Origin of the sequence: Collinsella sp. LCP21S3_A3 (assembly GCF_052118905.1) — a bacterium.
Taxonomy (GTDB): Bacteria; Actinomycetota; Coriobacteriia; order Coriobacteriales; family Coriobacteriaceae; genus Collinsella.
Genome location: NZ_JBQKGH010000003.1, coordinates 12,254 through 36,055, shown reverse-complemented (window position 1 = coordinate 36,055; position 23,802 = coordinate 12,254). Strand labels below are relative to the sequence as shown.

The 23,802-nt window shown below is 62.9% G+C and carries 14 protein-coding genes; 3 read left to right on the top strand and 11 right to left on the bottom strand.

Annotated elements, in window-relative coordinates:
- Window positions 1-22 precede the first annotated feature (22 nt).
- The 10 genes from ruvB to ACTQ0H_RS02200 form a co-directional block, all read right to left on the bottom strand.
- Entirely contained in the window at window positions 23-1,090 is a 1,068-nt protein-coding gene (ruvB, locus tag ACTQ0H_RS02245) for a Holliday junction branch migration DNA helicase RuvB (RefSeq protein ID WP_152073622.1), read from the bottom strand.
- Window positions 1,090-1,710 carry a Holliday junction branch migration protein RuvA gene (gene ruvA, locus ACTQ0H_RS02240; RefSeq protein ID WP_154515896.1) on the bottom strand — a complete coding sequence of 207 codons (621 nt, stop codon included), beginning with the start codon at window positions 1,708-1,710 and terminating at the stop codon, window positions 1,090-1,092. The genes ruvB and ruvA overlap by 1 nt, the downstream gene beginning before the upstream one ends.
- On the bottom strand, window positions 1,710-2,231 hold the full coding sequence (ruvC, locus tag ACTQ0H_RS02235) for a crossover junction endodeoxyribonuclease RuvC (protein ID WP_035137351.1): 522 nt from the start codon (window positions 2,229-2,231) through the stop codon (window positions 1,710-1,712). The genes ruvA and ruvC overlap by 1 nt, the downstream gene beginning before the upstream one ends.
- A gap of 294 nt (window positions 2,232-2,525) precedes the next feature.
- Entirely contained in the window at window positions 2,526-4,511 is a 1,986-nt protein-coding gene (locus ACTQ0H_RS02230) for a hypothetical protein (protein WP_441547730.1), read from the bottom strand.
- 117 nt (window positions 4,512-4,628) lie between these two features.
- On the bottom strand, window positions 4,629-4,991 hold the full coding sequence (locus ACTQ0H_RS02225; RefSeq protein ID WP_427747728.1) for a desulfoferrodoxin family protein: 363 nt from the start codon (window positions 4,989-4,991) through the stop codon (window positions 4,629-4,631).
- 165 nt (window positions 4,992-5,156) lie between these two features.
- Window positions 5,157-8,630, bottom strand: coding sequence for a DEAD/DEAH box helicase (locus ACTQ0H_RS02220; RefSeq protein WP_441547729.1), 3,474 nt, complete (start codon window positions 8,628-8,630; stop codon window positions 5,157-5,159).
- Window positions 8,631-8,792: 162 nt separating this feature from the next.
- Window positions 8,793-12,596: a DNA polymerase III subunit alpha gene (dnaE, locus tag ACTQ0H_RS02215; protein ID WP_441547728.1), complete on the bottom strand. Its 3,804-nt coding sequence runs from the start codon at window positions 12,594-12,596 to the stop codon at window positions 8,793-8,795.
- A gap of 263 nt (window positions 12,597-12,859) precedes the next feature.
- Window positions 12,860-16,486 carry a UvrD-helicase domain-containing protein gene (locus tag ACTQ0H_RS02210; protein WP_441547727.1) on the bottom strand — a complete coding sequence of 1,209 codons (3,627 nt, stop codon included), beginning with the start codon at window positions 16,484-16,486 and terminating at the stop codon, window positions 12,860-12,862.
- Between the two features lie 3 nt (window positions 16,487-16,489).
- Entirely contained in the window at window positions 16,490-19,588 is a 3,099-nt protein-coding gene (locus ACTQ0H_RS02205) for a PD-(D/E)XK nuclease family protein (protein ID WP_441032256.1), read from the bottom strand.
- A gap of 182 nt (window positions 19,589-19,770) precedes the next feature.
- A complete protein-coding gene (locus ACTQ0H_RS02200; protein ID WP_154515917.1) occupies window positions 19,771-20,070 on the bottom strand; it encodes a YerC/YecD family TrpR-related protein in 300 nt (99 codons plus the stop codon).
- 326 nt (window positions 20,071-20,396) lie between these two features.
- Between ACTQ0H_RS02200 and ACTQ0H_RS02195 the strand changes: the two genes are divergently transcribed.
- Window positions 20,397-20,762, top strand: coding sequence for a phage holin family protein (locus ACTQ0H_RS02195; protein WP_441032254.1), 366 nt, complete (start codon window positions 20,397-20,399; stop codon window positions 20,760-20,762).
- Window positions 20,763-20,899: 137 nt separating this feature from the next.
- Here ACTQ0H_RS02195 and ACTQ0H_RS02190 read toward each other — a convergent pair whose 3' ends face one another.
- Complete coding sequence (locus ACTQ0H_RS02190) at window positions 20,900-21,328, bottom strand: RrF2 family transcriptional regulator (protein ID WP_154515923.1); 429 nt, start codon at window positions 21,326-21,328, stop codon at window positions 20,900-20,902.
- Window positions 21,329-21,579: 251 nt separating this feature from the next.
- Here ACTQ0H_RS02190 and cysK point away from each other — a divergent pair, with 251 nt between their 5' ends.
- Window positions 21,580-22,518, top strand: a complete 939-nt coding sequence (cysK, locus tag ACTQ0H_RS02185; RefSeq protein ID WP_154515926.1) for a cysteine synthase A — start codon at window positions 21,580-21,582, stop codon at window positions 22,516-22,518.
- A gap of 17 nt (window positions 22,519-22,535) precedes the next feature.
- Window positions 22,536-23,801, top strand: coding sequence for a tRNA 2-thiouridine(34) synthase MnmA (gene mnmA, locus ACTQ0H_RS02180; protein ID WP_441547726.1), 1,266 nt, complete (start codon window positions 22,536-22,538; stop codon window positions 23,799-23,801).
- Window position 23,802: the final 1 nt, after the last annotated feature.

The following is a 23,802-nucleotide window of genomic DNA, read 5'->3' as shown; positions in this document are numbered from 1 at the left end:
ATGCGCTAAAACAAGCCCATTCCTACAGGGTCGGCTCGATACCCAAATGCTCGAATGTGCGAAGGGTTGCCTGACGGCCCTGCGGCGTGCGAATCATCAACCCGCACTGCAACAGATAGGGCTCGTAGACATCTTCGAGCGTACCCGGATCCTCGCCCACCGCGCTGGCAAGCGTGGTCAAGCCAACGGCACGGCCGGAGAACGTCTTGGCGAGCGTCTCCAAGATGCGAATGTCCATCCAGTCCAGACCAAGCTCATCAATCTCAAAGAACTCGAGCGCCTGACGGCAGATATCAAGCTCAATAGGACCGTTGCCGCGCACCTGGGCGTAATCGCGCACGCGCTTGAGCAAGCGGTTGGCAAGACGTGGCGTGCCGCGCGAGCGTGAGCCGATCTCGAGCGCGCTCGGATGGTCTATTGTCACGCCCAAAATGGTTGCCGAGCGCGTCACAATCTGGGCAAGCTCCTCGACCGTGTAGTAGTCCAGGCGATACGAAATACCAAAGCGGTCGCGCAGCGGGCCGGTCAGCATACCCGAGCGGGTCGTTGCCGCCACCAGCGTAAACTTGGGGATATCCAGGCGAATCGAGCGCGCCGCCGGACCTTTGCCAATCACGATATCGAGCGCAAAGTCCTCCATCGCGGGATACAGGACTTCCTCGACCGAACGGTTGAGACGGTGGATCTCGTCAATAAACAGCACGTCACCCGGCTGCAAGTTGGTAAGGATGGCCGCCAGGTCGCCGGTGCGCGCGATGGCCGGGCCACTCGTCGTCTTAATCTGAGCGCCCAGCTCGTTGGCGATAACGGTGGCCAGCGTGGTCTTGCCCAGACCCGGAGGGCCCGAGAAGATCACGTGGTCGAGCGTCTCGCCACGGCTCTGCGCCGCCTCGATCAGCACGCGAAGGCTCTGCTTGATATGCTCCTGACCGCAGTAGTCGTCCAGGCGCTGGGGACGCAGGGTACGGTCGACATCGAGGTCCTCGGGCGTCAGCTCCGAGCCCACCATGCGCTCGCCATGCGCCATGGATGCCGCCGGCGAGTTGCCGGGCGTCGCCCACAGGTCCTGAGAGTCATCGGCTTCCCACATCACGCATCCATTCCGAGTCGCTTAAGCGCCGCGCCGAGCAGATCCTCGACACGCATATCCTGCCCATCATACCCGCTCAGAGCGACATCGGCCTCCTGCGGGCTAAAGCCCATGGAAAGGAGTGCCGCGCGGGCATCATCGATGGCCGAGGGAGCGGCAGCGGGCACGGGCATCGCAACCTGTCCGGGAATCACGTCGACCGGCACAAAGCCCTTATCCTTGGCAAAGGTACTCTTGAGTTCCAGAATGAGGCGCTGAGCTGTCTTTTTGCCCACACCGGGTACCTTGGCCATGCCCTTGTCGTCCTCGGCCATCACCAGCGAATACAGCTGCCCCACGGTATAGGTGGAAAGCACGGCGAGCGCCAAGCGCGGGCCAACGCCCGAGACGGACACGAGCCGGTCGAACATTGTGCGCTCATCCTTTGAGGAAAATCCGAAAAGTGTCATGGCGTCCTCGCGCACCTGCATACGCGTGTAGAGGCGAACCTCGCCGCCGGGCGTCGGCAACGTGGCCGCAGTGCTGCCCGAGATGCCGAGCTCAAAGCCAACGCCCGACACATCGACGACAGCAGAGCTCATCGTGGCCTCGACAAGCGTTCCGTGGAGCTGGGAGATCATCAGTATCCGGTTCCTCTCTGTTGATAGAACTCGCCGCCGGTAAGCGCTCGGGTGCGGCTGAGGTTAACGTGGCAGATGGCGCAGGCCAGGGCATCGGCGGCATGGTCGGGGTGCGGGTCGTGATCGAGCTGTGTGAGCGTACGCACCATGTAGGCGACCTGCCGTTTGTCTGCGGCGCCGGTGCCCACAACAGCCTGCTTGATTTGCATGGGCGTGTATTCGCCAATCTCGAGCGCGCACTCCGAAAGCGCCACAAGCGCAGCGCCGCGGGCATGCGCCGTGGGGATGGCCGAACGAACGTTAGCGCCAAAGTAGATGCTCTCGATAGCAGCGGTATCGGGACGATAGCGTTCGACAACGCCCTTGAGGTCGCGAGCGATATGCGACAGGCGCACCGCGAGCGGACTTCCAGCACTGGTCTCGATGCAGCCATAGGCACGACAGCGAACCTCGCCACGTCGTTCCTCGATAATCCCCCACCCCGTATGGGCCAAACCAGGGTCGATACCCAAGATAACCAAGCCAACCTCCCCTCGTCACAAGCGCAGCGCAAGGCAAGGCCCCACGCACTATTCACGAACGTCTGTTCTAGAATAACACAACAGCGACCGTATCTGGCAAGCAAGGTCGAACCATAGGTTGAGCATAAGTCAGCGAGCGAGTCCCTGCCGTGGCAAGGTGTCGCGAAAGAGGAGCGCCGCGTACTTCTGTACGCAAGCGACGGTTTGAGCGGCAGATGGCCCGGCAGGGGCTCGCGTAGCGTCGACTCGTTACGCGGTTTGGCAAAACCGCGTAACCTTGGCCCCATCCCCAGTTTAGTTCTGCGAGAAAAAAGGAAACTGACGGGGATCCACCGGCGGATGTGGCATCGGCGTGCCCTGGGGCCCGCCCTGCGGTCCGCCCTGGCCGCCCATCATCCTTTCGATGGCGTCCTGGACCTCGCCCTCGAACTTTTTCATTCCCTCGTGCAAACGACGCTGACCGTCCTCAGAGCGCAGCTCCTCCATCTGCTCGGGCGAAATACCCAACAGCTCACCCAACAGACCCATCATCTCACCGCGCATGCGATCGCCCGTATCGCTATCGGCAAAGCGGCGCACTTCGGCGCGCGCCAGTGAATCAACCGTCATGCGCTCCTTGCCGTTGAGCCCCAAATCGGACCACGCAAGCATGTACGGCCAAGCGCGCTCGGCAAACGAACGGGCCGAAACGATCGGCGCCGTCGGCAACATGCGACGGGCAGCCTCACCCTGTCGAACGAGCATCAGCAGCAGCGAGCAGGCCTCAGGCTTGCCAGCGGCCATCGGGATGTCGTCGAAAGATCGATTGCGGTCCACGTGCGCCTCGAGCGCGCCATCGACCTCACCCGGCTCAAGCCCGCCGAGCAGCTGTGCCGCGCGGTCGAGCATATCGACCGGACCGTCGAGCGTCGAGAGCGCCTGCGCCAGCACTCGCTCCATACAATCTTCCACCGCGTTGAGCGTCACGAGCTCTTGGGGCACCACGGCAGACGTGCGGTTGCGCACGCGCGCCACAAACTCAAGCGTCGACAGGTACACATCGCCAAAGGGCGCAAAGTCGCCCTGGTAGCCGCCGGACAGTGCGGGCGCCGCTAGCGCGTACTCGGTCTTGGAGAGCGGGCTCAACGCCATGGCGCCCAGCTCGAGCGCCGTATCCTCGAGCATCAGGCCCAGCGCACGCGAGCGCAGACGCTCGGCATCGCCCGCCGACACGTCGCGATCGAGCACACGCGCCGCATCCGGTGCATCGCGCTCGACGGTGCGAATGTGCAGGCGCTCGGCAATCGCGCGGACGGCGGCACAGTGGGCAGCCTCGGCCTCTTCCTGAGCCGGCGTAAAGATACGGTTGCGCCCCAGCACAAGGCCAATCACATTACGCGGGCCCAGAGCGTCAACGGCAAGTGCCGCCAGCAGGGACGACGGCAAGTCACCCTCGAGTGCCACCACAGCACGCGACGTGCCGCGAGCGCGGGCGTTGTCGCGCACGGCGAGCACCAGCGCCTGCCACAGCCACTCCTCGGAACGAAACTCGGGCAGTTCGTGATCTTCCAGGGCATCGAGCATCACGCCGCGCTGAATCTCCTGAACCAGCAGGCTCTCCTCAAAACACGGCGCCTGGGCCACCACGCGACCGCAGTCGTCGAGCACAAACGAACCGCCGGTATATACCGACTCGTCGTACGCACCGACCGGCGCCATGCAGGCAAACCACACGCTGCGCTTAGATGCGATCTTGCGGTAGGCACCGCTGCGAACGGCGGCGATGGCGGCAGTCTCGCGGTCGGTCATGTCAAACGCGTTGAATTGGAAATACGCAATGAGGTCAACACCGGTCGGCAACATCTCGAGTTCGCGGTCCAAGTCAAAAATCACGGCGATGCGCACGCCGTCCACGTCGAACACCGGCGGCGCCCAACGCGTGTCGTTGTTCTCGCCACGCTGCAGGGCAATGCTCGATCGCGCCGGCACCACATGACCGTCCTTGAGCATCATGTAGTCGAGCAGTGGCTGGCCCTCAAACGAAACCGCCGCGGGCACGATGCAGATCATATCGAGCTCTTGGATACGCTCGGCAACACCGGTCAGGCCTGTCAGCATGTCGTGCTCAAAGTCGGCAGTACCCATCAGGCCGCCGGGCAGAGCACCCATAAAGAGCGGTGCCGGGACGCACAGCACGCGCGCCCCGCGCTCGTGGGCCAGACGAGCCTGGTCCTCGATGCGACCGCAAATGCCCTCAATATCACCCAGGCGCATATCGATCTGTGCAAGCGCGAGCTTCATGGCCCAGCCCTTTCCGTCGTAAACCATCGAAACCGTAGTAAAAGCGCCGGCCGCATAATGCAGCCGGCGCTTGCATGTGCATATGCTAGCTATGATACCCCGAGCGGGGGCGCGCTCCTAGAACGTCGCGGACCACAGCCCATGCAGGTTGCAGTAGGCATAGACGGTACCGGTCTTGGAGCCGCCAGCGAAAAACGTCGCGGGCTTCATGCCGGGCTCAAGGTAATGGACCTCCAGGCGGCCCTCGGCCTCAAGCGCGATCCACTCGATGTAGTGCTCGGGCAGCATGGGGTGCTCCGTCGAGCCCACGCGCGCACGAATGACGTGGCCGTCGCGCTCGGTCTCGACAACAGGCACGTGCTTCTCGTGCGCCGCATCCTCGGTGTTTGCCGTCAGCTCCGTGCAGCCGGCAGGGGTCGCAACGTCGTCGCCAAGAGCGGCAACGAGCTTGCCGTCGGAGTCTTTAAAGAATTTCGCCATGATGTTCTCCTTTGCTGATGTGCCAATGTTCTCAATGGTTCTTATGCCCAAAGAGCGCCGAACCATCCATGGCATTACAAATGAACACATAACGGGTGAGGCAAGCGGTCGGGCCAGGACGAACCGGCGACCTGGCCCAGCCCGGCAGCCCCATCCCGCGCGCAGCTAGCGACCGTCGCCACCGAGCAGCGCCAGAACGTCCTCGCGGGTAAACAGCGCCGACGAAATGCCATCGCCGCCGAGCACACTGTTGACCAGATCGCGCTTGGACTCCTGCATCTGCATGATGCGCTCCTCGATCGTGTCCTTGGCGATGAGCTTGTACACGGTCACGGTGTGCTGCTGGCCAATGCGGTGGGCGCGGTCGGTCGCCTGGTCCTGCGCCGCCACGTTCCACCACGGGTCGTAGTGGATGACCACGTCGGCAGCCGTCAAATTAAGGCCCACGCCGCCCGCCTTGAGCGAAATCAAGAACACCGGCACCTCGCCCGCTTGGAACTGCGCAACCATCTTGGCGCGGCTCTCTTTAGACGATGCGCCCGTAAGCTTAAGGAAGGCGATATCCTCCTTGGCCAGGCGCTTGCCGATGATATCGAGCATGCCCGTAAACTGGCTGAACAGCAAGATGCGATGACCGCCGTCGAGCGCGCCGTGGACGAGCTCCATACACGTATCGAGCTTGGCGCTTCCCGCCTTGTAGTCCGCGTAATGCAGATGAGGATCACAGCAGATCTGGCGCAGCTTGGTGAGCTCGGCAAGTACCTTGAGCTTATCTTTTTTGAACTCCCCGGCCTCGCGGTGCTGCACTTGCTGGGCAATGCGGTCCTGGTTGGCCAGGTAGAGCTTGCGCTGCTCGCCGGTGAGCTGCGCCATCACCGTATCCTCGATCTTCTCGGGCAGGTCGGCCACCACGTCTTCCTTGACGCGGCGCAGCACAAACGGCGACACGAGCGCCTGCAGGCGAGCGGCGCTGTCACCCTCGGCGTGCTCGACCGGGCTTTCGAAGCGCTTGGCAAACGACTCGCGCGTGCCGAGCAGGCCCGGCATCAAAAAGTCGAAGATGCTCCAGAGCTCGGACAGGCGGTTTTCGATGGGCGTGCCCGTCAAGGCAAAGCGCACGCCGGCCGGCAGACGCTTTGCGGCGCGAGCCACCTGCGTGAGCGGGTTTTTAATGTACTGGGCTTCGTCCAGCACCACGCGGGCAAAGTCCTGCTCGACGTACTCGTCGATATCGCGGCGCATGAGGTCATACGACGTTACGACCACGTTATGCTCGGCCACGCCGGCAATTTGCACGCGACGTTGGGCCTTGGCGCCCACAATGGCGCACACATCAATCGAGGGGGCAAAGCGCTCCAGCTCGGCAGTCCAGTTGTACACAAGCGACGCAGGACATACCACGAGCGTGGGCTTAGCGTCCCCCGCCTCCACGCGCGCCAGGATATGCGCGATCATCTGGAGCGTTTTGCCCAGGCCCATGTCGTCGGCCAAGATGCCGCCAAGGCCCAGATGCTCGAGCGAACCGAGCCACTGGTAGCCGTCGACCTGGTAGCCACGCAGCGTGGCCTTGAGCGAGGCCGGCACCGTAAAGTCCATCTTGCCGAGCGTGTCCAGGCGCTCGACGGTGCGACGGAATGCAGCGTCGCGATCGGCTTCGAGCGCGGGCGTGCGCGCAAGCATGCTGTCGACGAACAGGGTACTCGACGCGGGAAGCGACACGCCGTCGAGCAGGTCGACAGCATCGACCCCCAGATCCTCGGCAAGACCAAACGCGGCGCGCGCTCCCTCGTCCAGGCGAATGATATCGCCCGACGTGAGACGAGCAAACGTCTGGTGACGCTTGTAGGAATCGAGGTAGATGGCAAGGTCTGCCGCCGAAAGGCCGCTCGCGCCCAGTTCGACGTCGAGCAGGTTACTCTTGACGGTGGCGCGCACCGAAAGCTTGGGCGCAGGGCGGACCGAGATCTGGCGCAGGCGGTCGCTGAGCATGACCTCGCCCAGCTCGGACAGGGCAGACAGGCCCTCAGTCAGCAAGTGGAACAGGCTCTCGTCATCGCGTTCCTCAAACGCCAGGCCACCCTCGTAAAAGTCGAAATACAGAGCCGCCGTATCCATAACGCGAAACTCTGCCACCTCGTCGCGCGGCGGCACGCCCGGGCGCTGCTCTTCGAAGGGGCTGCCCGGAGCGCCCATGCTAAAGAGATCTGCCGACCAGTCGCCGTAGGTAACCGTAATTTTGCAGGTCACAAGGCCATCGTCGACGCCGATCGCCATGGCAAAGCTTGGCTCGGGCGCCACGGTATCGAGCACAGCGGGCGCGGTAAGGTCGGTGTAGTCGCGCAAGATAGGCAGCGCCATGCGGCAAAACTCACCCACCTGGTCGGCGGCGATATGGACCGGTGTGCGGCAGGGCAACAAGTGCGATAGGAACGGCGCGGCATGCTGGGCAAACGCCGTGTCGGTACGGCGCGCGCGGCGCGTATCGACCAGATAGGCGACGTCGCCCGAGGCAAAGCAGTACGTATCGGCCGGAAGGCGCAAGTCGTAGCTGCCCCCGGCTGCCGGCACAATCTTGGCAGCAATCAGCGGCGGGCGCTTAGCCGGGACTTCGTTCTCCCCTTCCGGCAACGACTCGACCGCCACCTCGTAGGCGCGGTGCGTCGTCGTCCCCCGCGACCAAGCAGGTTCAAAGAACATGGTCCTGCCACGCAGCAGGTCCAGCACGGACACGATGGAATACTCGGATACCGGCAGCTGACGCTCGGCGACAAAACCGCTGCGGGCAAAGTCGTACGATGCCGAGCGCGAGCTCGTAATATCGCCTAGGTAGGCGACCGTCATTGCAACAAAGTCGAGCAGCTTTGCCGACACATCATCGAAAGCCTCGGGCGCATGAAGGAACGTAAGCTTCTTGCCATAGGAGAACGTACCGCCACGCTCATAGGCATCGGCCATGCCGTCGATATCCTTAACCACGTAGGACACCGAGCCACAGCGGATGCGAAACTCGAGCGCCCAGCTAAAGCGATCGGCAAACAGCGGATTGTAGTACGGCACCAGCGAGGGCTCCAGCACTGCTTTGGGCGCATCGGGGTCAATGGTGCCGGCGAGCTTGCGGCGCATGGCCACGAGTTTATCCATGCGCGCGTCCGAAAGATCGGAAAGCGCTGCCACAAGGCTCGGGCTCGTGGGCACGGGCGCCGGGAAGGGAAAGTTGGGGTTGACCGCAGATGCGCTGGGCGCGGGGCGTGTGGGCTGCTTGGACTGTGCGGGCGACACCGTAAACGTGCGGACCGGCGTGCGCAAACCCTCGACGGGCTCGGCGCCGCTGGCATCCAGATACGCCAACGCCGTGGCGATGGCGTGCTTGCACATGCCGGAATAGCGGAAGGCGGCGGGGCAATCGCAGTCGTAGTCGACAACCTCGTGCTCGTCCATATCGAGCGCCACGTGCGTCTTATACAGGTCGCCGCGCGAACCACGCACCGTACCCTCGATATTCACGTTTTTGGAAAAGCGCGAGCCGGAGTCCTCAAACGACAGCACGGCGCCGTTGAGCATGAGCGAACGCCCCTTCATAAAGGTACTGCTGAGCGCCGCCTCCTTACGAAGCGTCTGCACAAACGTCCCCTGCGCCATCGCTTCCTCCAATCTCGCCCGGGGTAGCTAATTTGGGACGGGGCTATTTTAGCTACCCCCATATGTCGGTTGAGATGTGTTCCGACCCCGACTCATTCGCCGTCAGCCAAAGGGTAGCTAAAAAAGCCCCGTCCCAAATTAGCTACCCCGCCAACGGCGTCCTTAGATCACCGTCACTCTGCCTTGGTTACCCACGATGGCCTTGGCCTCGGCCAACAGCGGAATCGAGCGTGCGTTGACCTTAGCAGGTACCTCGGCACGCAGCACGCGCCCGTCCGCCTGCTCGATAAAGATCTCTACGCGGTCGCCGCCCGGGTTGGCGGTGAGCACCGTGGCAAGACGCGCCATGTTGCCCTGGCTAAAGCGGCTGTTGGGCACCATGACCTCAAACACCTTGGGCTTGTTGTTCTCCTCGTTGAGCTCAAGCGGCACGATCTCCTGCGCGATGATCTGGTCACCGCGGTCCGAGCGCTCGAGCTTGCCCTTAATGCGCACAAACGCGTCGGACAGCTGCGCGCCGGTCTCGGGATCGACCTCGCCGTACAGATACCCCTCGGCCTCCTTGAAGGTCTTGGGGAACACCACGACCGTAGCCTCGCCTTCCATGTCCTCGAGCTGCACGATGCCCATGGGGTCGCCGTTTTTGGTCACGCGCTTGGACACGCTCGAGACCATACCGGCCCACCACAGCGCCTTGCCCTCGGGAATCTCCTGGTTGATGGTGCCGCCCGTGGGGTTTTGCACCTCGTAGCCGGTGTCGATCTGCGAAAACGAGAAGTCGCGCGCTTTGCTGAGCGCATACTCAAACGGGCGCAGCGGGTGGTCCGAGACATAGATGCCCAGAACCTCCTTCTCCTGGCTCAGCTTAAGGTGGCGGTCCCATTCCTGGCCATCCGGATCGGGTACGCTCACCTCAAAGCCCGAGCCCTCAACGTCGCCAAACATGTCGAAGAACGACGTCTGGCCGCTCGCGCGATCCTTCTGGCGCTTTGCCGCGGCATCGATGATGTTCTCGGGGTTGTTCTTGTCCACAAAGTGCATCATCTGACGACGCGGATACCCCGTGGAGTCGAAGGCACCTGCCTTGATGAGCGATTCGATCACGCGACGGTTGGCCTGGCTCGAATCCACGCGCTCGACAAAATCATGCAGCGTCTTAAACGGACCGCCCGCCTCGCGCTCGGCGATAATCGCCTGCGCCACGCCGGTGCCCACGCCGCGGATGCCGGCCAGACCAAAGCGCACACCTTCCTTGGTAGCCGTGAACTCGGTACCGGACTCGTTGACATCTGGCGAAAGCACGGGGATGCCGTCGTGACGGCATGCCGAGACGTAGTGCACGATCTTGTCGGTCTTGCCCGTATAGGACGTCAGGACGGCCGCCATGTACTCGTGCGGATAGTGCGCCTTGAGCCACGCCGTCTGCATAACCAAGATGGCGTAGCCGGCGGAGTGCGACTTGTTAAAGGCGTAGGACGCGAACTCGAGAACATCGTCCCAAATCTTCTGGGCGACCTCGCGCGTGTAGTTGTTCTTGATGGCGCCGTTCATCCAGTGGTCGTAGGTGGTCTCGTCCGAGCCATCCTCCCAGTGGAGCACCGTCGACGTAAGCAGCTTGATCTTCTTCTTAGCCACGGGCTTACGGATACGCGAGTCCGATTCGCCCTTGGAGAAGCCGCACATCTCGACGGAGATGAGCATAACCTGCTCCTGGTAGACCATGGTGCCGTAGGTTTCGCCCAAGATGTCGTCCAGACGGTCGTCGTAGGAGACGGCCGGCTCCTTGCCGTTCATACGGTTGATGTAGGACGAAACCATGCCGGCGCCCAGCGGGCCCGGGCGGTACAGGGCGATCAATGCCACAACGTGCTTGTACTCGGTGGGCTTCATGTTCTTGATCGTGGCCGTCATGCCGGCGGACTCGACCTGGAAGACGCCGGCGGTGTGGCCGGAGCCCATGAGCTTAAAGATCTCGGGATCGTCAAAGGGAATCTCTTCCTCTTTGATGTCGATGCCGAAGTTCTTTTTGATGTTTGCCTTGGCCTTGGAGATAACCGTCAGCGTGCGCAGGCCCAAGAAGTCCATCTTGAGCAGGCCCATGTCGGCAACGGTATGGCCCTCGTACTGGGTAATCTCGACGCCGCCCTTGGTGTCGAGCTTGGTGGGCACGTGCTCGTTGACGGGGTCGCGGCAGATCAGAACGGCGCACGCATGCACGCCCTCGCCACGGGTGAGGCCCTCGATCGAGAGCGCCGTGTCGATGATGCGGCGGGCGTCGTCGTCCTTTTTATAGGCCTCGGCAAAGTCGGGGTTAAACAGATCCTCTTTGCCGGGTTGTTTTTCGAGCACCTGCTTGAGCTTGACCTTGGGGTCGCTCGAGACCATCTTGGACAGGCGCTGGCCCATGTAGACCGGGTAGTCCAGGACGCGCGCGGCGTCGTTGATGGCCTGCTTGGCCTTAATGGTCGAGTAGGTGATGACGTGGGTGACCTTCTCGGGACCGTAGAGCTGGCGAACGTGCTCCACGACCTCGAGACGCCGCTCATCGTCGAAGTCCATATCGATATCGGGCATCTCGGTACGCTGCGGGGACAGGAACCTCTCGAACATCAGACCGTTCTCGAGCGGGTCGAACGCGGTGATGTTCATGGCGTAGGCGACGATAGCGCCGGCGGCCGAGCCACGGCCGGGGCCGACGCCGATGCCGTTGTCCTTGGCCCATTGCACGTACTCGGCGACGATCAAAAAGTAGGCGGCAAAGCCCTTGTCGCAAATGACCTTGTATTCGTACTCAAAGCGCTCTTTGATGTTGACGCCACCGATCTCGCGCGTGGCCCAGTCGTCACCGTAGTGCTGGCGCAGGCCTTTCTCGCACTCGCGGCGGAACTGGCTCTCGTGCGTCTCGCCGGGATCGAGCAGCGGGAAGCGCGGCAGAATGATGGAGTCCCAGTCCAGCTCAACGTAGCACTTGTCGGCGATCTCGAGCGTGTTGTCGCAGGCCTCGGGGCAATACGGGAACATCGCCCGCATCTCCTCCTCGGTCTTCATGTAAAACTCCGAGCCGGTCATGCGCATGCGGTTGGGGTCGTCGACCTTGGCGTTCATGCCGATGCACATGATGACGTCCTGCACGGGCGCGTCCTCGCGGCGCAGGTAATGGAAGTCGTTGGTGGCGATGACCTTGACGCCCACCTGTTTGGCGATATCAATGAGCGTGCGGTCCATCTGCTCGTCGGTCAGGCCGTTATCGGTGGTAATGCCGTGTTCCTGGATCTCGATGTAGAAGTCACCAGGCTCGAAGGTATCACGGAAGGTCTCGGCCCACTTGATGGCGCCCTCCATGTCACCCCGGTCGATGTATTTGGGGATGATGCCCGCGATGCAGGCGCTGGTGCAGATCATGCCCTTGGCGTGGCGGCGCAGGTTGTCGAGCGTCACGCGCGGCTTGTAGTAAAAGCCCTGCACGGCGGCCTCGGAGACCGTTTGCATCAGGTTGACGTAGCCCTCCTGGTCCTTGGCCAGAAGGATCATGTGGTAGAGCTCGGGTTTGTGGTCGCGGGCGAGCGTCTCGTCCGGCGTAAAGTAGACCTCGCAGCCAAAGATGGGCTTGATGACCAGAGGCGGCTTGAGCTCGTCGATATTGCCCTTCTCGTCCCACATGGCCATGTCCTTCACATACTGGGCATGCTCGCGCGGGTTTGCCTCGGAATCGGGCTCCACCAGCTCGTCGCGGCGGTCCTTTTCCAAGAAGGCCTTGTCGTGGCTCCACGTTTTGTACTCGGGCGTATTGTGGTTGACGGCGTCGCAGGCCAGCGCCAGATCGGGCACGCCATACATGTAGCCGTGGTCGGTAATGGCCACGGCGGGCATGCCCAGCTCTACGGCACGGTTGACCATATCCTGGATACGGGTTGCGCCGTCGAGCATGGAGAAAACAGTGTGGTTGTGCAGATGGACGAATGCCATGTGATGAGCTCCGATGCGGGTTCGTGTTCTGACTGAACGATTTTACCCCACGGCACGGACAGCGCCCGAACCTAGCCAAACCCACACGGGTAGCTAATTTGGGACGGGGCTTTTTTAGCTACCCTTTGACTGACGGCGAACGAGTCGGGGTCAGAATACATCTCAACCGATGTATGGGGGTAGCTAAAAGAGCCCCGTCCCAAATTAGCTACCCCTGAGCTGCAGTGGAATCGAAAAGGATTCCACCGCACGTTATCTGAGGGCTAGAGGTTGTAGGTGACCACCTGGGGCTCGGCGAGCTCGACTGAGACAGCTGGGGCCGTCTGCTCCACGCGGACGAACTTGACGGTCACCGTCTTAAAGCCCGCCTTATGCAGAACATCCGAATAGACGCGCGCCTGCAGGGCGTGCTTCTCGAGCAGCTGGTCGGGTGTCTCATCCGGCGTGCCACCCGTCTTGTAATCGATGACCAGTGCGCGTGACGGATCGGCCGGGTCGGTCGCCAGCGCATCGATGGCGCCCTCGGCATATGCACCGAAGCGGGCAATGTCCTTGTCCTCGCAGCCCAGCGAGAAGAACGGCACTTCGGCACGGACGCACGGCCAGGCAAGAAGCTCGGCACGGACCGACGACCTGAGCCAGCGATTCAGGGCAACGTCAAAACGCTCGCACTGCTCCGGCGTCAGGCACCACAGGCGCGTCAGCGCATCGGCACGCTCAGCGGGCAGCGCATCGGCACCCATCTCGATGAGCCACTGGCAGGCGGCATGGAACGCCGAGCCCAGCGCCATGGGGTTGCCGGCGGGCTCGACAGCAGCCACGTCTGCATCGGCCATCTCCGAGCCATCCGACTCGGCATCGTCGCCTGCCTCGTCCATGGGAACACGCGCCTCGGCGGCACGGTCTTCCGTCTCGGCATGGAGCGCCGCGGCGATCGACGAATAGCTGTACGAATCACGCGCCGGGAACGGACACGTGCCCATGCGCACGCCCGCCGCCTGGGGATATACGAGTTCAAACGAATCGGGCTTGGGGTCGGCAGGACCGGGCACGGTTGAGTGCGCAGCATTATCGGCGACATCGGTATCGCCACGAACGAGCCTGCCCTCGGCATCCAGCGAAGCGTTGGCCTCAAACGCCTGCTCGCCAAAGGTAAAGTCCGAAAGCGAAATGAGCTCGTAGTCGCCCGGCTGGGAGTTGTCGAATACCAGGCGGTCGGCATCGAGCTGCGGCATGTCCAGAGCGTCGGTCGGCAGAATGCGGCGCAGCACGTCGTAGGTCAGATCGGTCTCGACATCGAAGGTCGGCGCCGTCACCTTGCCACGGCTCACGCCGGCATCCATCGCCAAGATCACCAGCTCGCGCGCACGGGTCATGGCAACGTAGAGCAAACGGGCCCGCTCCTCGAGCGAAAGCTGCAGGTCGTCGTTGCGCAGGCGGGCAAATGCCTCGGCGGGAGAACCCGTCGCACAGACGTCCTCCATGAGCTCCGGCGGTAGCCACAGCGACGTGCCCTTGCCCTTAAACGCATGCTCAAACTGCTTTTTGACGTCATCGCCCTTTACGAACGTACCGTCCGCGAGTTTAACGCCGTCGAAGCGTGCCGGCAGCGCCACGACCTGCGCTCCGCCCTCGACGCGACCCATCTGTGCCGCACCCGAGGACTTACGCACGCCAAAGCACTCGGAGACCGCCACGACCGGATATTCCAGACCCTTGGAGGCATGAACCGTCATGATGCGCACCGCGCCGTCGCCCCCCTCGTTGAGGGCGCCCGGGGCCTCCTTGCCCGCCAGGAAGCGATCGAAGGCAAGCGCAATGGAGCGCGGCGAGTTACCGAACTCGGCCTCCGCCTCGGCCACGGCATCGAGCGCCTTGAGCACGTTGGCGGCGATGGCCTTGCCCTCGGGGCCGCGCTGCGCCAGGCGCACGAACCAGCCGGAAGCATTGACCGCGTCGCGCGCGATGGCGGCGAACGAATCACGCCCCACGCGACGCAGTGCGTAGCGCAGCACCTCGCGGGCACGCGTCACGAGCGGCAAGCCCTGCAAGCCCGGCACATCGGAATCGCTCATGATGCCCGCATCGATGTTGCGGCGCGACGTCTCGCCCGTCTGATCGTCGAGTTTGGTCGCCAGCGCCAGGAACTCCTGGGCGCCGAGTGCAAACATCGGCGAGGCCAGCAGCGGCATAAGACCCTGCGCCGTATCGGCCGGATTGGCGAGGGCACAAACCAGGGCGCGCACCGTCTGCACCTCGGCAGCTTGGGCAAAGACCGAGCCGCCCGCGATGACGCAGTCGAGCCCCTGGTCACGGAAGGCCTGTGCGTAGACGTCTGCGTTGGTCATGCGGCCCAGCAGCAGCACCATGCCGCCCTGGGGCTGGCCGGCATCGGCAAGCGCGCGGAATCGCTCCGCGATCGCGCGGGCCTTGGCCTGTGTGCGCTCCTGCGTACTGCCGCCGGCAACAAAGAGGGCCTGGCGGCGCGAGGCATCCGCCACCAGCGTGTCCTTGCGGCCGTCGCTCGCCTCAAGATCCAAAAAGCCCTGCATAAGGCCGCCGTCATCGCCGTCGAAGACGCGGGCCACATAGCGCAGCACCTCGTCGTGGCTGCGGAAGTTGCGCACGAGCTTGACGAGCTCGCCGGCGGGGGCATCGGACGTGGCAACCGTCTCCGACGACGCCGCCGATCCCACCTTGCGCTCCTGGCGACGGAACACCTCGACCTCGGCGCCGCGGAAGCGATAGATCGACTGCTGCGCATCGCCCACGGTGCACAGTGCGCGCTCCCCCGCACCCGTCAGGTAACGGATCAGGTCGACCTGCATCTGGTCGGTATCCTGAAACTCGTCGATCATGACCATCTTAAAGCGGCCCTCGTACGCAGCACGAATGGCAGGGTAATCGCGCAGGGCCTCGTAGGCCATGCGCAGCAGGTCGTTATTATCGAGGGCGGACTGGGCAGCCTTCAGTGCGCGATACTCGGCCTCTACAGAGCGGGCCAAGCCCACCAGTGCATCGAGCGCGGGGGCACCGCAGGCAAGCACGATATTGATAAATGCATCGGCGGCCTCGGCCTTGAGCAGCTCGACCTGCTCCTTGGGGAATGCCTTGCTCGCGCGCGGCATGGCGCACGACATCATGAGTCGCGCCGCATCGGCCATGGTCTTGCCGCTCGCCTCGAACGCGTCGATGGCATCGAGCGCCGTCTGCGCCTTCTCGGTCGCGGCCTTGCTTGCGCCCAGCGCCGATCGATAGGCATCGGCGAGCGCCGAGGTATCGGCCTGGCCGCGCGCCACGCGCACGTCGTCCATGCCGCCCGGCAGCTGGCTCGAGAGCTCCAGCAGGTCGCGTACCAGGCCCTTGATGGTCGTGCCGGCGCCAAAGGGGCCGCCCTCGCCCGCCATGGGATACCAGGCGTAGAGGGCCTTGAGCGATGCCGCGAGCTCGGGGGCGGCATCGGGTGCCGTCGCGCGGGCCAGCACATGCTCAACAGCCTGGTCCATGAGCTCGTCGGTATCGGTGAGCACCGTGAACTCGGGGTCGATGCCCAACTCCAGCGCGTGTGCGCGCAGGATACGCGAGCACATGCCGTGAATGGTCGAGATCCACGCGTCGTCGACGGTCAGCGCTTCCTCGTCCATGCCCTCGTCGATAAGCGCACGGCGCACGCGGTCGCGGATCTCGGCCGCGGCATCCTTGGTAAAGGTAATGGCGAGCACCTGGTCCAGATGCTCGACGAACGGACCGGATTCGGGCGAGAGCGCGTAGACGATGCGGCGCGTGAGGGTAAAGGTCTTGCCCGAACCGGCGCCCGCCGAGACAAACAGCGGACGGTCGAGCGTCTTGACGATCTGCAGCTGTTGCGGCATCAAGGTCGAAAGATCCATGGTCTACACGTCCCTCCTTACAAACGTTCCTTCGTGGTTATACGAGCAGCGGGCATGCGCGGCCTGCGTCGACGCCGGGTCGACAGCAGTGACGTTGCCCGCCTCGAGTTCGCGCAAGCGCTCGGCGATGCCGGCCTCCACGCGATCGAGCAGGGCGTCGAAGTCCATGCTGCCACCCTCGCCGGGGAAACCTTTCTTAAGGCCCGGGATGCGACCGTCGCCACGCTCTTCCTCGAGCAGCTCGGCGCTCGCGGCACCGCGCAACGCCGGCTTGCCGCCCTTGGTCGAAAAATAGAGTGCCGCACGGGTATCCAAATCCAGCGCCCGGCGCATGGCCTGGGCGTAGATGAGCGTTTGGGTATGTGGCGGCAACCAGCGCGGATCGTCGATGGGCGCCGTGCCCGATTCCTCGTCGCGCACCGTAGGATCGGCGAGCTTAAACTCCTCAACGCCCGTGCGATGCTTGTAGTCAATCACCACAGCGCGATTCTCGGCATCCACATCCACACGGTCAATGCGCCCGCCGAGCGGCCAGCCGGCATACTCGACCTGGAGCTCGTTGAACGCAAACTCCAGGTAGCGCGGAGCGAAGGGGGCAAGCGCCTCGGACTCGTAAGCAAGCACGCCCTCCAGCTGCGGCAGGATCTCGGCCACCTGGCGCTCCTCCACCGCAGAGAGCGGTACCAGCGGGCCCTCGTTGCCACGCTTGCCGGCGTGCTCGGCCAAGGTCTCGGCAAAGACCTCGTGCAGCAGCTCCTGCGCACGCGGCAGGTTTTCGGGCGTCACACGCTCCATGCCCTCTTGGGGCAAACGGGCATGCAGATGTTCCAGCACGTCGTGGACAAAGTTGCCCTTCTCCATGTTGCCAAAACCCGCGTCGATAGACTGGGGCTTAACGCGATACGAGACGAACCAGCACAGCGGGCAGGTGGAATAGGCCTCGATCTGCGAGGCAGACGTCAGACGCGGTACAAGCGGCGCGTCCTCGCCCTCGCCGTCCCGACGGCGCAAGACCAGATATGGCACGGCCGCCTCGCTCAAATGCTGAGGAGCCTCGCATGCCACGCGCTCGCGCTTGAGGCCCTTGCCGGCTGCAGGGTCAAAATCACCTACGATATCGCCCTCGCCCACGCATGTCACCTGAGCGGCACCGGTGGCCTCGGCATGCGCCCGCAACTCGGTCCACACGGCAGCCGGATAGCACTCGCGCGCCTGGCGATCGTGCGTCACGCGCGCAAGCGCAACCGGGCCACGTGCCGCCCGCATCGCGTGGCCAAAGCGCACGCGCAACAAGGCCGCAGGCTCAAGCGTCACGCCCTCGCGACCAAGGCTCGCAGCCAACGTGGCCAGCGGTCCTTCCTCGTGTGAGAGCGGATAGCTGTCCAGATCGACATCGGCAAACAGCACGGCATCGTAGCTGCCGGGGCGCAGAGCCGCCACATCGGCAAGCGAGGCAAAGCGAACCTGGGCACGTGGTGCACCGTCAACCTCGTAGGTCTCGTAATCGTAGGCGGTGCTACGCTTGTCCACCTTGGTGCGAATGCCATCGAGCACGGGCACGGTCGCGGCCTGCGACACGTCGAGCGCGCGGGCGTCATTCATAAGGATGTCGATGGCGTGGCGCAGCAGGGCCGCCTCCGCTTGGCGACGAGCTTGGCCATCCAGGCTGCCCAGCGAGCGATCGGGCAACGCCTCGGCAACGGCAAGCATGGCCTTGAGCGCCGTCACGGGCTTGTCGCGCCACAGTGCCTGGAACACGTCCGAGACCACACACGGTACGTTCTTAAACCAGTTTTCGTCGCTCGCCGCCTTGCGTGCGCCCCTCACCTGGCCTTGCACGCTCTGCAGCAGGCTCTTAACGCCCGCGGTAGTCTTGCTACGCGAGAGACGCATATTCTTATCGAAGATACGGGCATTGGCGGCATCAGCGCCCGAAAGCGGGCTGTAGATCCAGTCGGTAAGCTCCGGCGCGGGCCACCACTCGGTCTTTGACGCCACACCCTCATCGGCCGCCTTCATGCGCTCGATCAAGCTGGCAAGCGCCGCAAACTGCCCGCCCGCAATGGATTGGGAAAACGCCGTGAATTCAGTTGTCTCGGCAGCGATATGACGAGCCGCCAGACGAGAGGCAAGCTCACCGAACAGCTGGGGTGCCCGGGCAGAAACAACGAGCACGCGTACGGGGTCGGCGGAGAGGCCGGCGGTATCGTCGGCCCCGAAACCCTGGCGCGCTTTTACCAGATCATCAATTGCGTCCGCATAAGCATGAGCGCGGGCGTGGGGGCCCGCGACCTCAATAAAGGCAGGCTGAGCGGTAGCTCCACAAGCGGCATCAGACGCGACGGCGTCCTCCCCCAGCGGCGCGACCTCAAACAGCACACCGCTGGCATCAAATGCCGCGGCAAGTTCCTCGCGCATCGCCGCCTGCTCGCGAGCAAGCAGCACGACGACCTCTCCCCCACTGTTCGCCACAGCAGACAGCAGCTCGAGCAGACCGTGCGTAAACGACGTGACGCCGCGTACACAGACGGCACGGGCGCACGCCGGCAGATTATCGGCCAGGGCGCTGGCCATAATGTCAGCCGCCTCGCAGGGCTCGACCATATCTCGACGGTCCAAACCGCCCGCGTAGGCACGCAAAAGCTCGAACACACGAGTCTCGGCATCGCTTTTTGGCACAGGCCGGCAATTGTTGCCGCGGCATCGCTCGGCAGCTGTCCCCGCCACACCTGGCAGCACATCGCGGGCCATGCGCGCAAGCATGCGCACCGTGCCCTGGCTGCGCGAAAGCGGCTGCAGGTCGACATCATCGAGACGCGTGACCATGTCCGAAAACAGCATCTGGCGCTGCAGGTTGTCGACGAAACCGCGCCCGTCGCCCAAAAGCTCCCAAAGCGAGCGAAGCCACGACGCGGGCGTCTTGTAATCGATGCCCAGCGAAACGCCGGCTTCCGCCGCATCATGACGGCACAGGTCGAGCTCGGCAAACGTTGGCGCCAGCAGCACGGCACGCCCGTGGCGGGCAATAAGGTCGGCAAGCAGCGCCGACTCGGCATCGCTCAAATCCGTGCCGGCATTAGTGGTATAGATTCGAACAGGCATGGCCCTCCACTCAAACTGTTCGCAATAATCAATGTATCCATCCTACCCGCCCAAGCGGACACATTGCCACCGCAGCTTCATGTTTTGGTGCAAAGCAACCTGATCCCGGCGCACCAGCCGATTGCGGGCATATAAAAACCGCCCCCGGAGGAGCGGTTTTTCACAATTCGTTTTGCCGCGGCCTATTCGCCATCCTCCAGCTTAATGAGGATCTTGCGGTAGCCACCGTACTCGCCGTTGAGCGCCTTGGATACACGGCTCACCGTGGTGGACGAAGCGCCGGTACGGACCTGAACCTCGACATAGGGCTCGCCCTCATCCAGGTAGCGCGCGACCTGCAGACGCTGCGATAGATCGCAAATCTCGCGCGGTGTGCAGATATCGGTCAAAAACGCTTGGATATCTTTCTCGTCGTCCAAAAGACTAAATGCGTGGACTAGCTGCTTGACATCAGGCTTGTCAAACATGTTCTCGATATTCATCGATCACCGCCAAACCCGCCAAAAGGCATCGAAGTTGATACTGGCACCGGGCATCGTTCGCCCATTCTATGCAATAGGGCAACGCATGTGGCTTTTGCCCGTAGTAGTTTAGCACACCACCAAACTAAAGTGACAAGACTCTCTGTCAGCGGCGCGTTTTTTAGGACGAACACCGTTTTGAAACCGAATGCGCACGCAAGCTCCACGAATATCTGAGACAATGGGCGCCCAACGCAGAGGCGCACGCCAAGGCAACCATCCGATTCGCCGCGGCAAACGAGCTTACGCGCCACCAACACGTCACGCGCACCGGAAAGGAACCCACCATGCGCTTCTTGCTCAACTGGCTTTTGACCTCAATCGCTATCGCGATCGCCACGTTCCTCGTCCCCGGCATTCAGCCCTTCGGCATGGCCGACGCCTGGGTCTGCTTTGCCTTTGTGGGACTGTTCCTCAACATCGTCGACTCGCTCGTCAAGCCGCTCCTGACGGTCATCTCGCTGCCGCTCACCATTATCACGCTGGGTATTTTTCAGCTTGTAGTCAACAGCTTTATGCTCGAGCTTGCCAGCTACCTATCGGTAAATCTGCTGGGCGCGGGCATCTCCATTGCCGGCTTTGGGTCGGCCTTTATGGGTAGCATTTTGGTGTCCATCGCTCGAAGCATCTTCGACAGCATCGCCAGGAACTAAAGCAACCGGATACGGACCGCCACAACACGCCAAAACGAAGGCCGTCCATCGCAACGATGGACGGCCTTCGCCTTTGTCAAGCCTCAGAGGACAAAAGAATCTACCATTTCTACCCCGTCCCCAAATGGCTGGTGGGGCTAGATGACGTAGTCGTAGCCCCCGTTGGGGGCGACGAGCGCATCGAGCGTCACACCGTCGAGGTAGTCGTTGATGAGCTTGTCCAGGTTCTTCCACACGTCGAGCGTGGGGCACTCATCAGATCGCGAGCAGCCCTTGCAGTCGCCATCCAGGCAGGCGACCGGCGCCAGGCTGCCCTCGGTCAGGCGCAAGATCTCTCCCACCGTGTACTGCTCGGGCGGGCGCGTGAGCACGTAGCCGCCGCCCTTGCCACGCATGCCCGAGAGCATGTTGGCGCGCACGAGCGTAGCCAAGATGTTCTCGAGATATTTCTCGGAAATCCCCTGTCGCGCCGCGATCTCTTTGAGCGGGATGCGACCGGCCGCCTGGTGCTCGGCCAGGTCAACCATAACGCGCAGGGCGTACCTGCCCTTAGTAGAAACCAACATATATAGTGCTGCCTTTCGGTCTTTTAATCCGTTGAAATTCTAGCCGAAAAATTGGCTTTGAAAATACCCATTCCAGTCAAGGTGGTTAATCGGCTCGTAATAATCTCCTATTTCCTATTGCATTACTAGGCTTTAGTGTCTACTATGCTTGCCAACAGCTAAACAAACAACCTATAAGGTTTATGGGTTTAGCTACTAGGCCACCGTAAAACCACACGGTATCCAGTCGTTTGAACACTTGGAGGTTCACCATGAGCAAGGTTTATACGTCCATCGATCAGCTTATCGGCCACACCCCGCTTTTGGAGCTCACTCACTTTGAGGCCGATGAGGACCTTAAGGCCCGCGTGCTCGTCAAATTGGAATACTTCAACCCCGCCGGGTCCGTCAAAGACCGCGTCGCCAAGAACATGATTGACGAGGCCGAGAAGGCCGGCAAGCTCGTGCGCGGCGGCGACTATACCATCATCGAGCCCACGAGCGGCAACACCGGCGTCGGCATCGCCTCGGTGGCGGCGGCTCGCGGCTACAAGGTGATCATCACCATGCCCGAGACCATGTCCGTCGAGCGCCGCAAGCTTATGCAGGCATACGGCGCACAGCTCGTGCTCACCGACGGCTCCAAGGGCATGAAGGGCGCCATCGCCAGGGCCGAGGAGCTGCAGAAGGAGACCCCCAACAGCATCATCGCCGGCCAGTTCGTGAACCCCGCCAACCCCGCCATCCATAAGGCCACGACCGGCCCCGAGATCTGGGACGACACCGACGGCAAGGTCGACATCTTCGTCGCCGGCGTTGGCACCGGCGGCACCGTGACCGGTGTGGGCGAGTTCCTCAAGGAGCAGAACCCCGAGATTCAGGTTGTCGCCGTCGAGCCCGCCACCTCCCCGGTACTCTCCAAGGGCCAGGCCGGTCCGCACAAGATCCAGGGCATCGGTGCCGGCTTTGTGCCCGACGTCCTCGACACCCAGGTCTATGACGAGATCATCCCCGTCGAGAACGACGACGCCTTTGCCACCGGCCGCGCCGTGGGCCACAAGGAGGGCGTGCTCGTGGGCATTTCGTCCGGTGCCGCCGTGTGGGCCGCGCTGCAGCTAGCCAAGCGCCCCGAGAACGAGGGCAAGACCATCGTGGCACTGCTCGCCGATACCGGTGAGCGCTATCTGTCCACGGCACTGTTCCAGGACTAGAGCCTTTTTCCCATAGGTTGAGCTCAGGGACGAACCTGCCTCCTCTCTCTCCCGGCGGTCTGAGCCCATCCCGTCAGGGTGTCCCACGAGACGTCCGAACTTGCTACAATGTCTGCGGCGCGGAACCAGCCTCCCGCGCCGCTTTTCTTTTTTGGCCACATGCCACCAAGGAGAACCTCCCCATGCACAACAAGCGCGTGCTCGTCGCCATGAGCGGCGGCGTCGATTCCAGCGTGACTGCCTATCTGCTCAAGTGCCAAGGCTACGAATGCGTCGGAGCCACTATGCGCCTCACCTGCCCTGCGCCCGATCCCGTCACGGGCATGAGCAAAGTCGACCGTGACATCGCCGATGCAAAGGCCGTCGCCGATCGCCTGGGGATACCTCACCATGTGCTCGACCTGCAGCAGGCCTTCGACCGCAACGTTATCGAGCGCTTCGTGACTGCCTATCAGAAGGGGCTGACGCCCAACCCGTGCATCATCTGCAACCGCCATATTAAGTTTGGCGCGCTGCTCGACGCGGCGCTCGATATGGGCTGCGACTACATTGCCACGGGTCACTACGCCAAAACGAGCCAAGCGCCCGATGGCACCTGGAAGCTGCACCGCGGCGAAGACTCCAAGAAGGACCAGAGTTACTTTTTGTATTCGCTCACGCAAGAGCGCCTGGCACGCACAATCTTTCCGCTGGCAGGGTTGGACAAAGAGCGCGACGTGCGCCGCATTGCCGCCGAGCAAGGCTTCATCAACGCCAAGAAGGCCGAGAGCGAGGATATCTGTTTTATCGCGGACGGCGACTACGCGGGCTATATCGAGCGCCGCTGCGGGCATGCCGCCGAGCCGGGCGATATTGTATGGCGCGACGGCAGCGTGGTCGGACGCCACAACGGCGCACTGCGCTATACCGTCGGCCAGCGCAAGGGCCTGGGCGTCGCGATGGCGCGCCCCGTGTATGTAACGGGCGTCGATGCCGCCAACAACATTGTGCATCTGGGCGAGGCTGAGGACCTGACGGCGACAGCACTCACGGCCAACGACTGGATCTGGAGCGCCCCTGCCGACCGCATGGAGGCAGAGCTCACGCCCGGCGACATTCGCGTGGGCACCAAGTACCGCTACCGTCAAAAGGACCAGGCAGCGACCCTTACACGCGGCGCCGACGGACAGATGCTTCTGACCTTTGACGAGCCGCAGCGAGCCATCGCCCCCGGCCAGGCCGTCGTTATCTATCGCGGCGACGTCGTCCTGGGCGGCGGCACGGTAACTGCCGCCATCAGGTAGC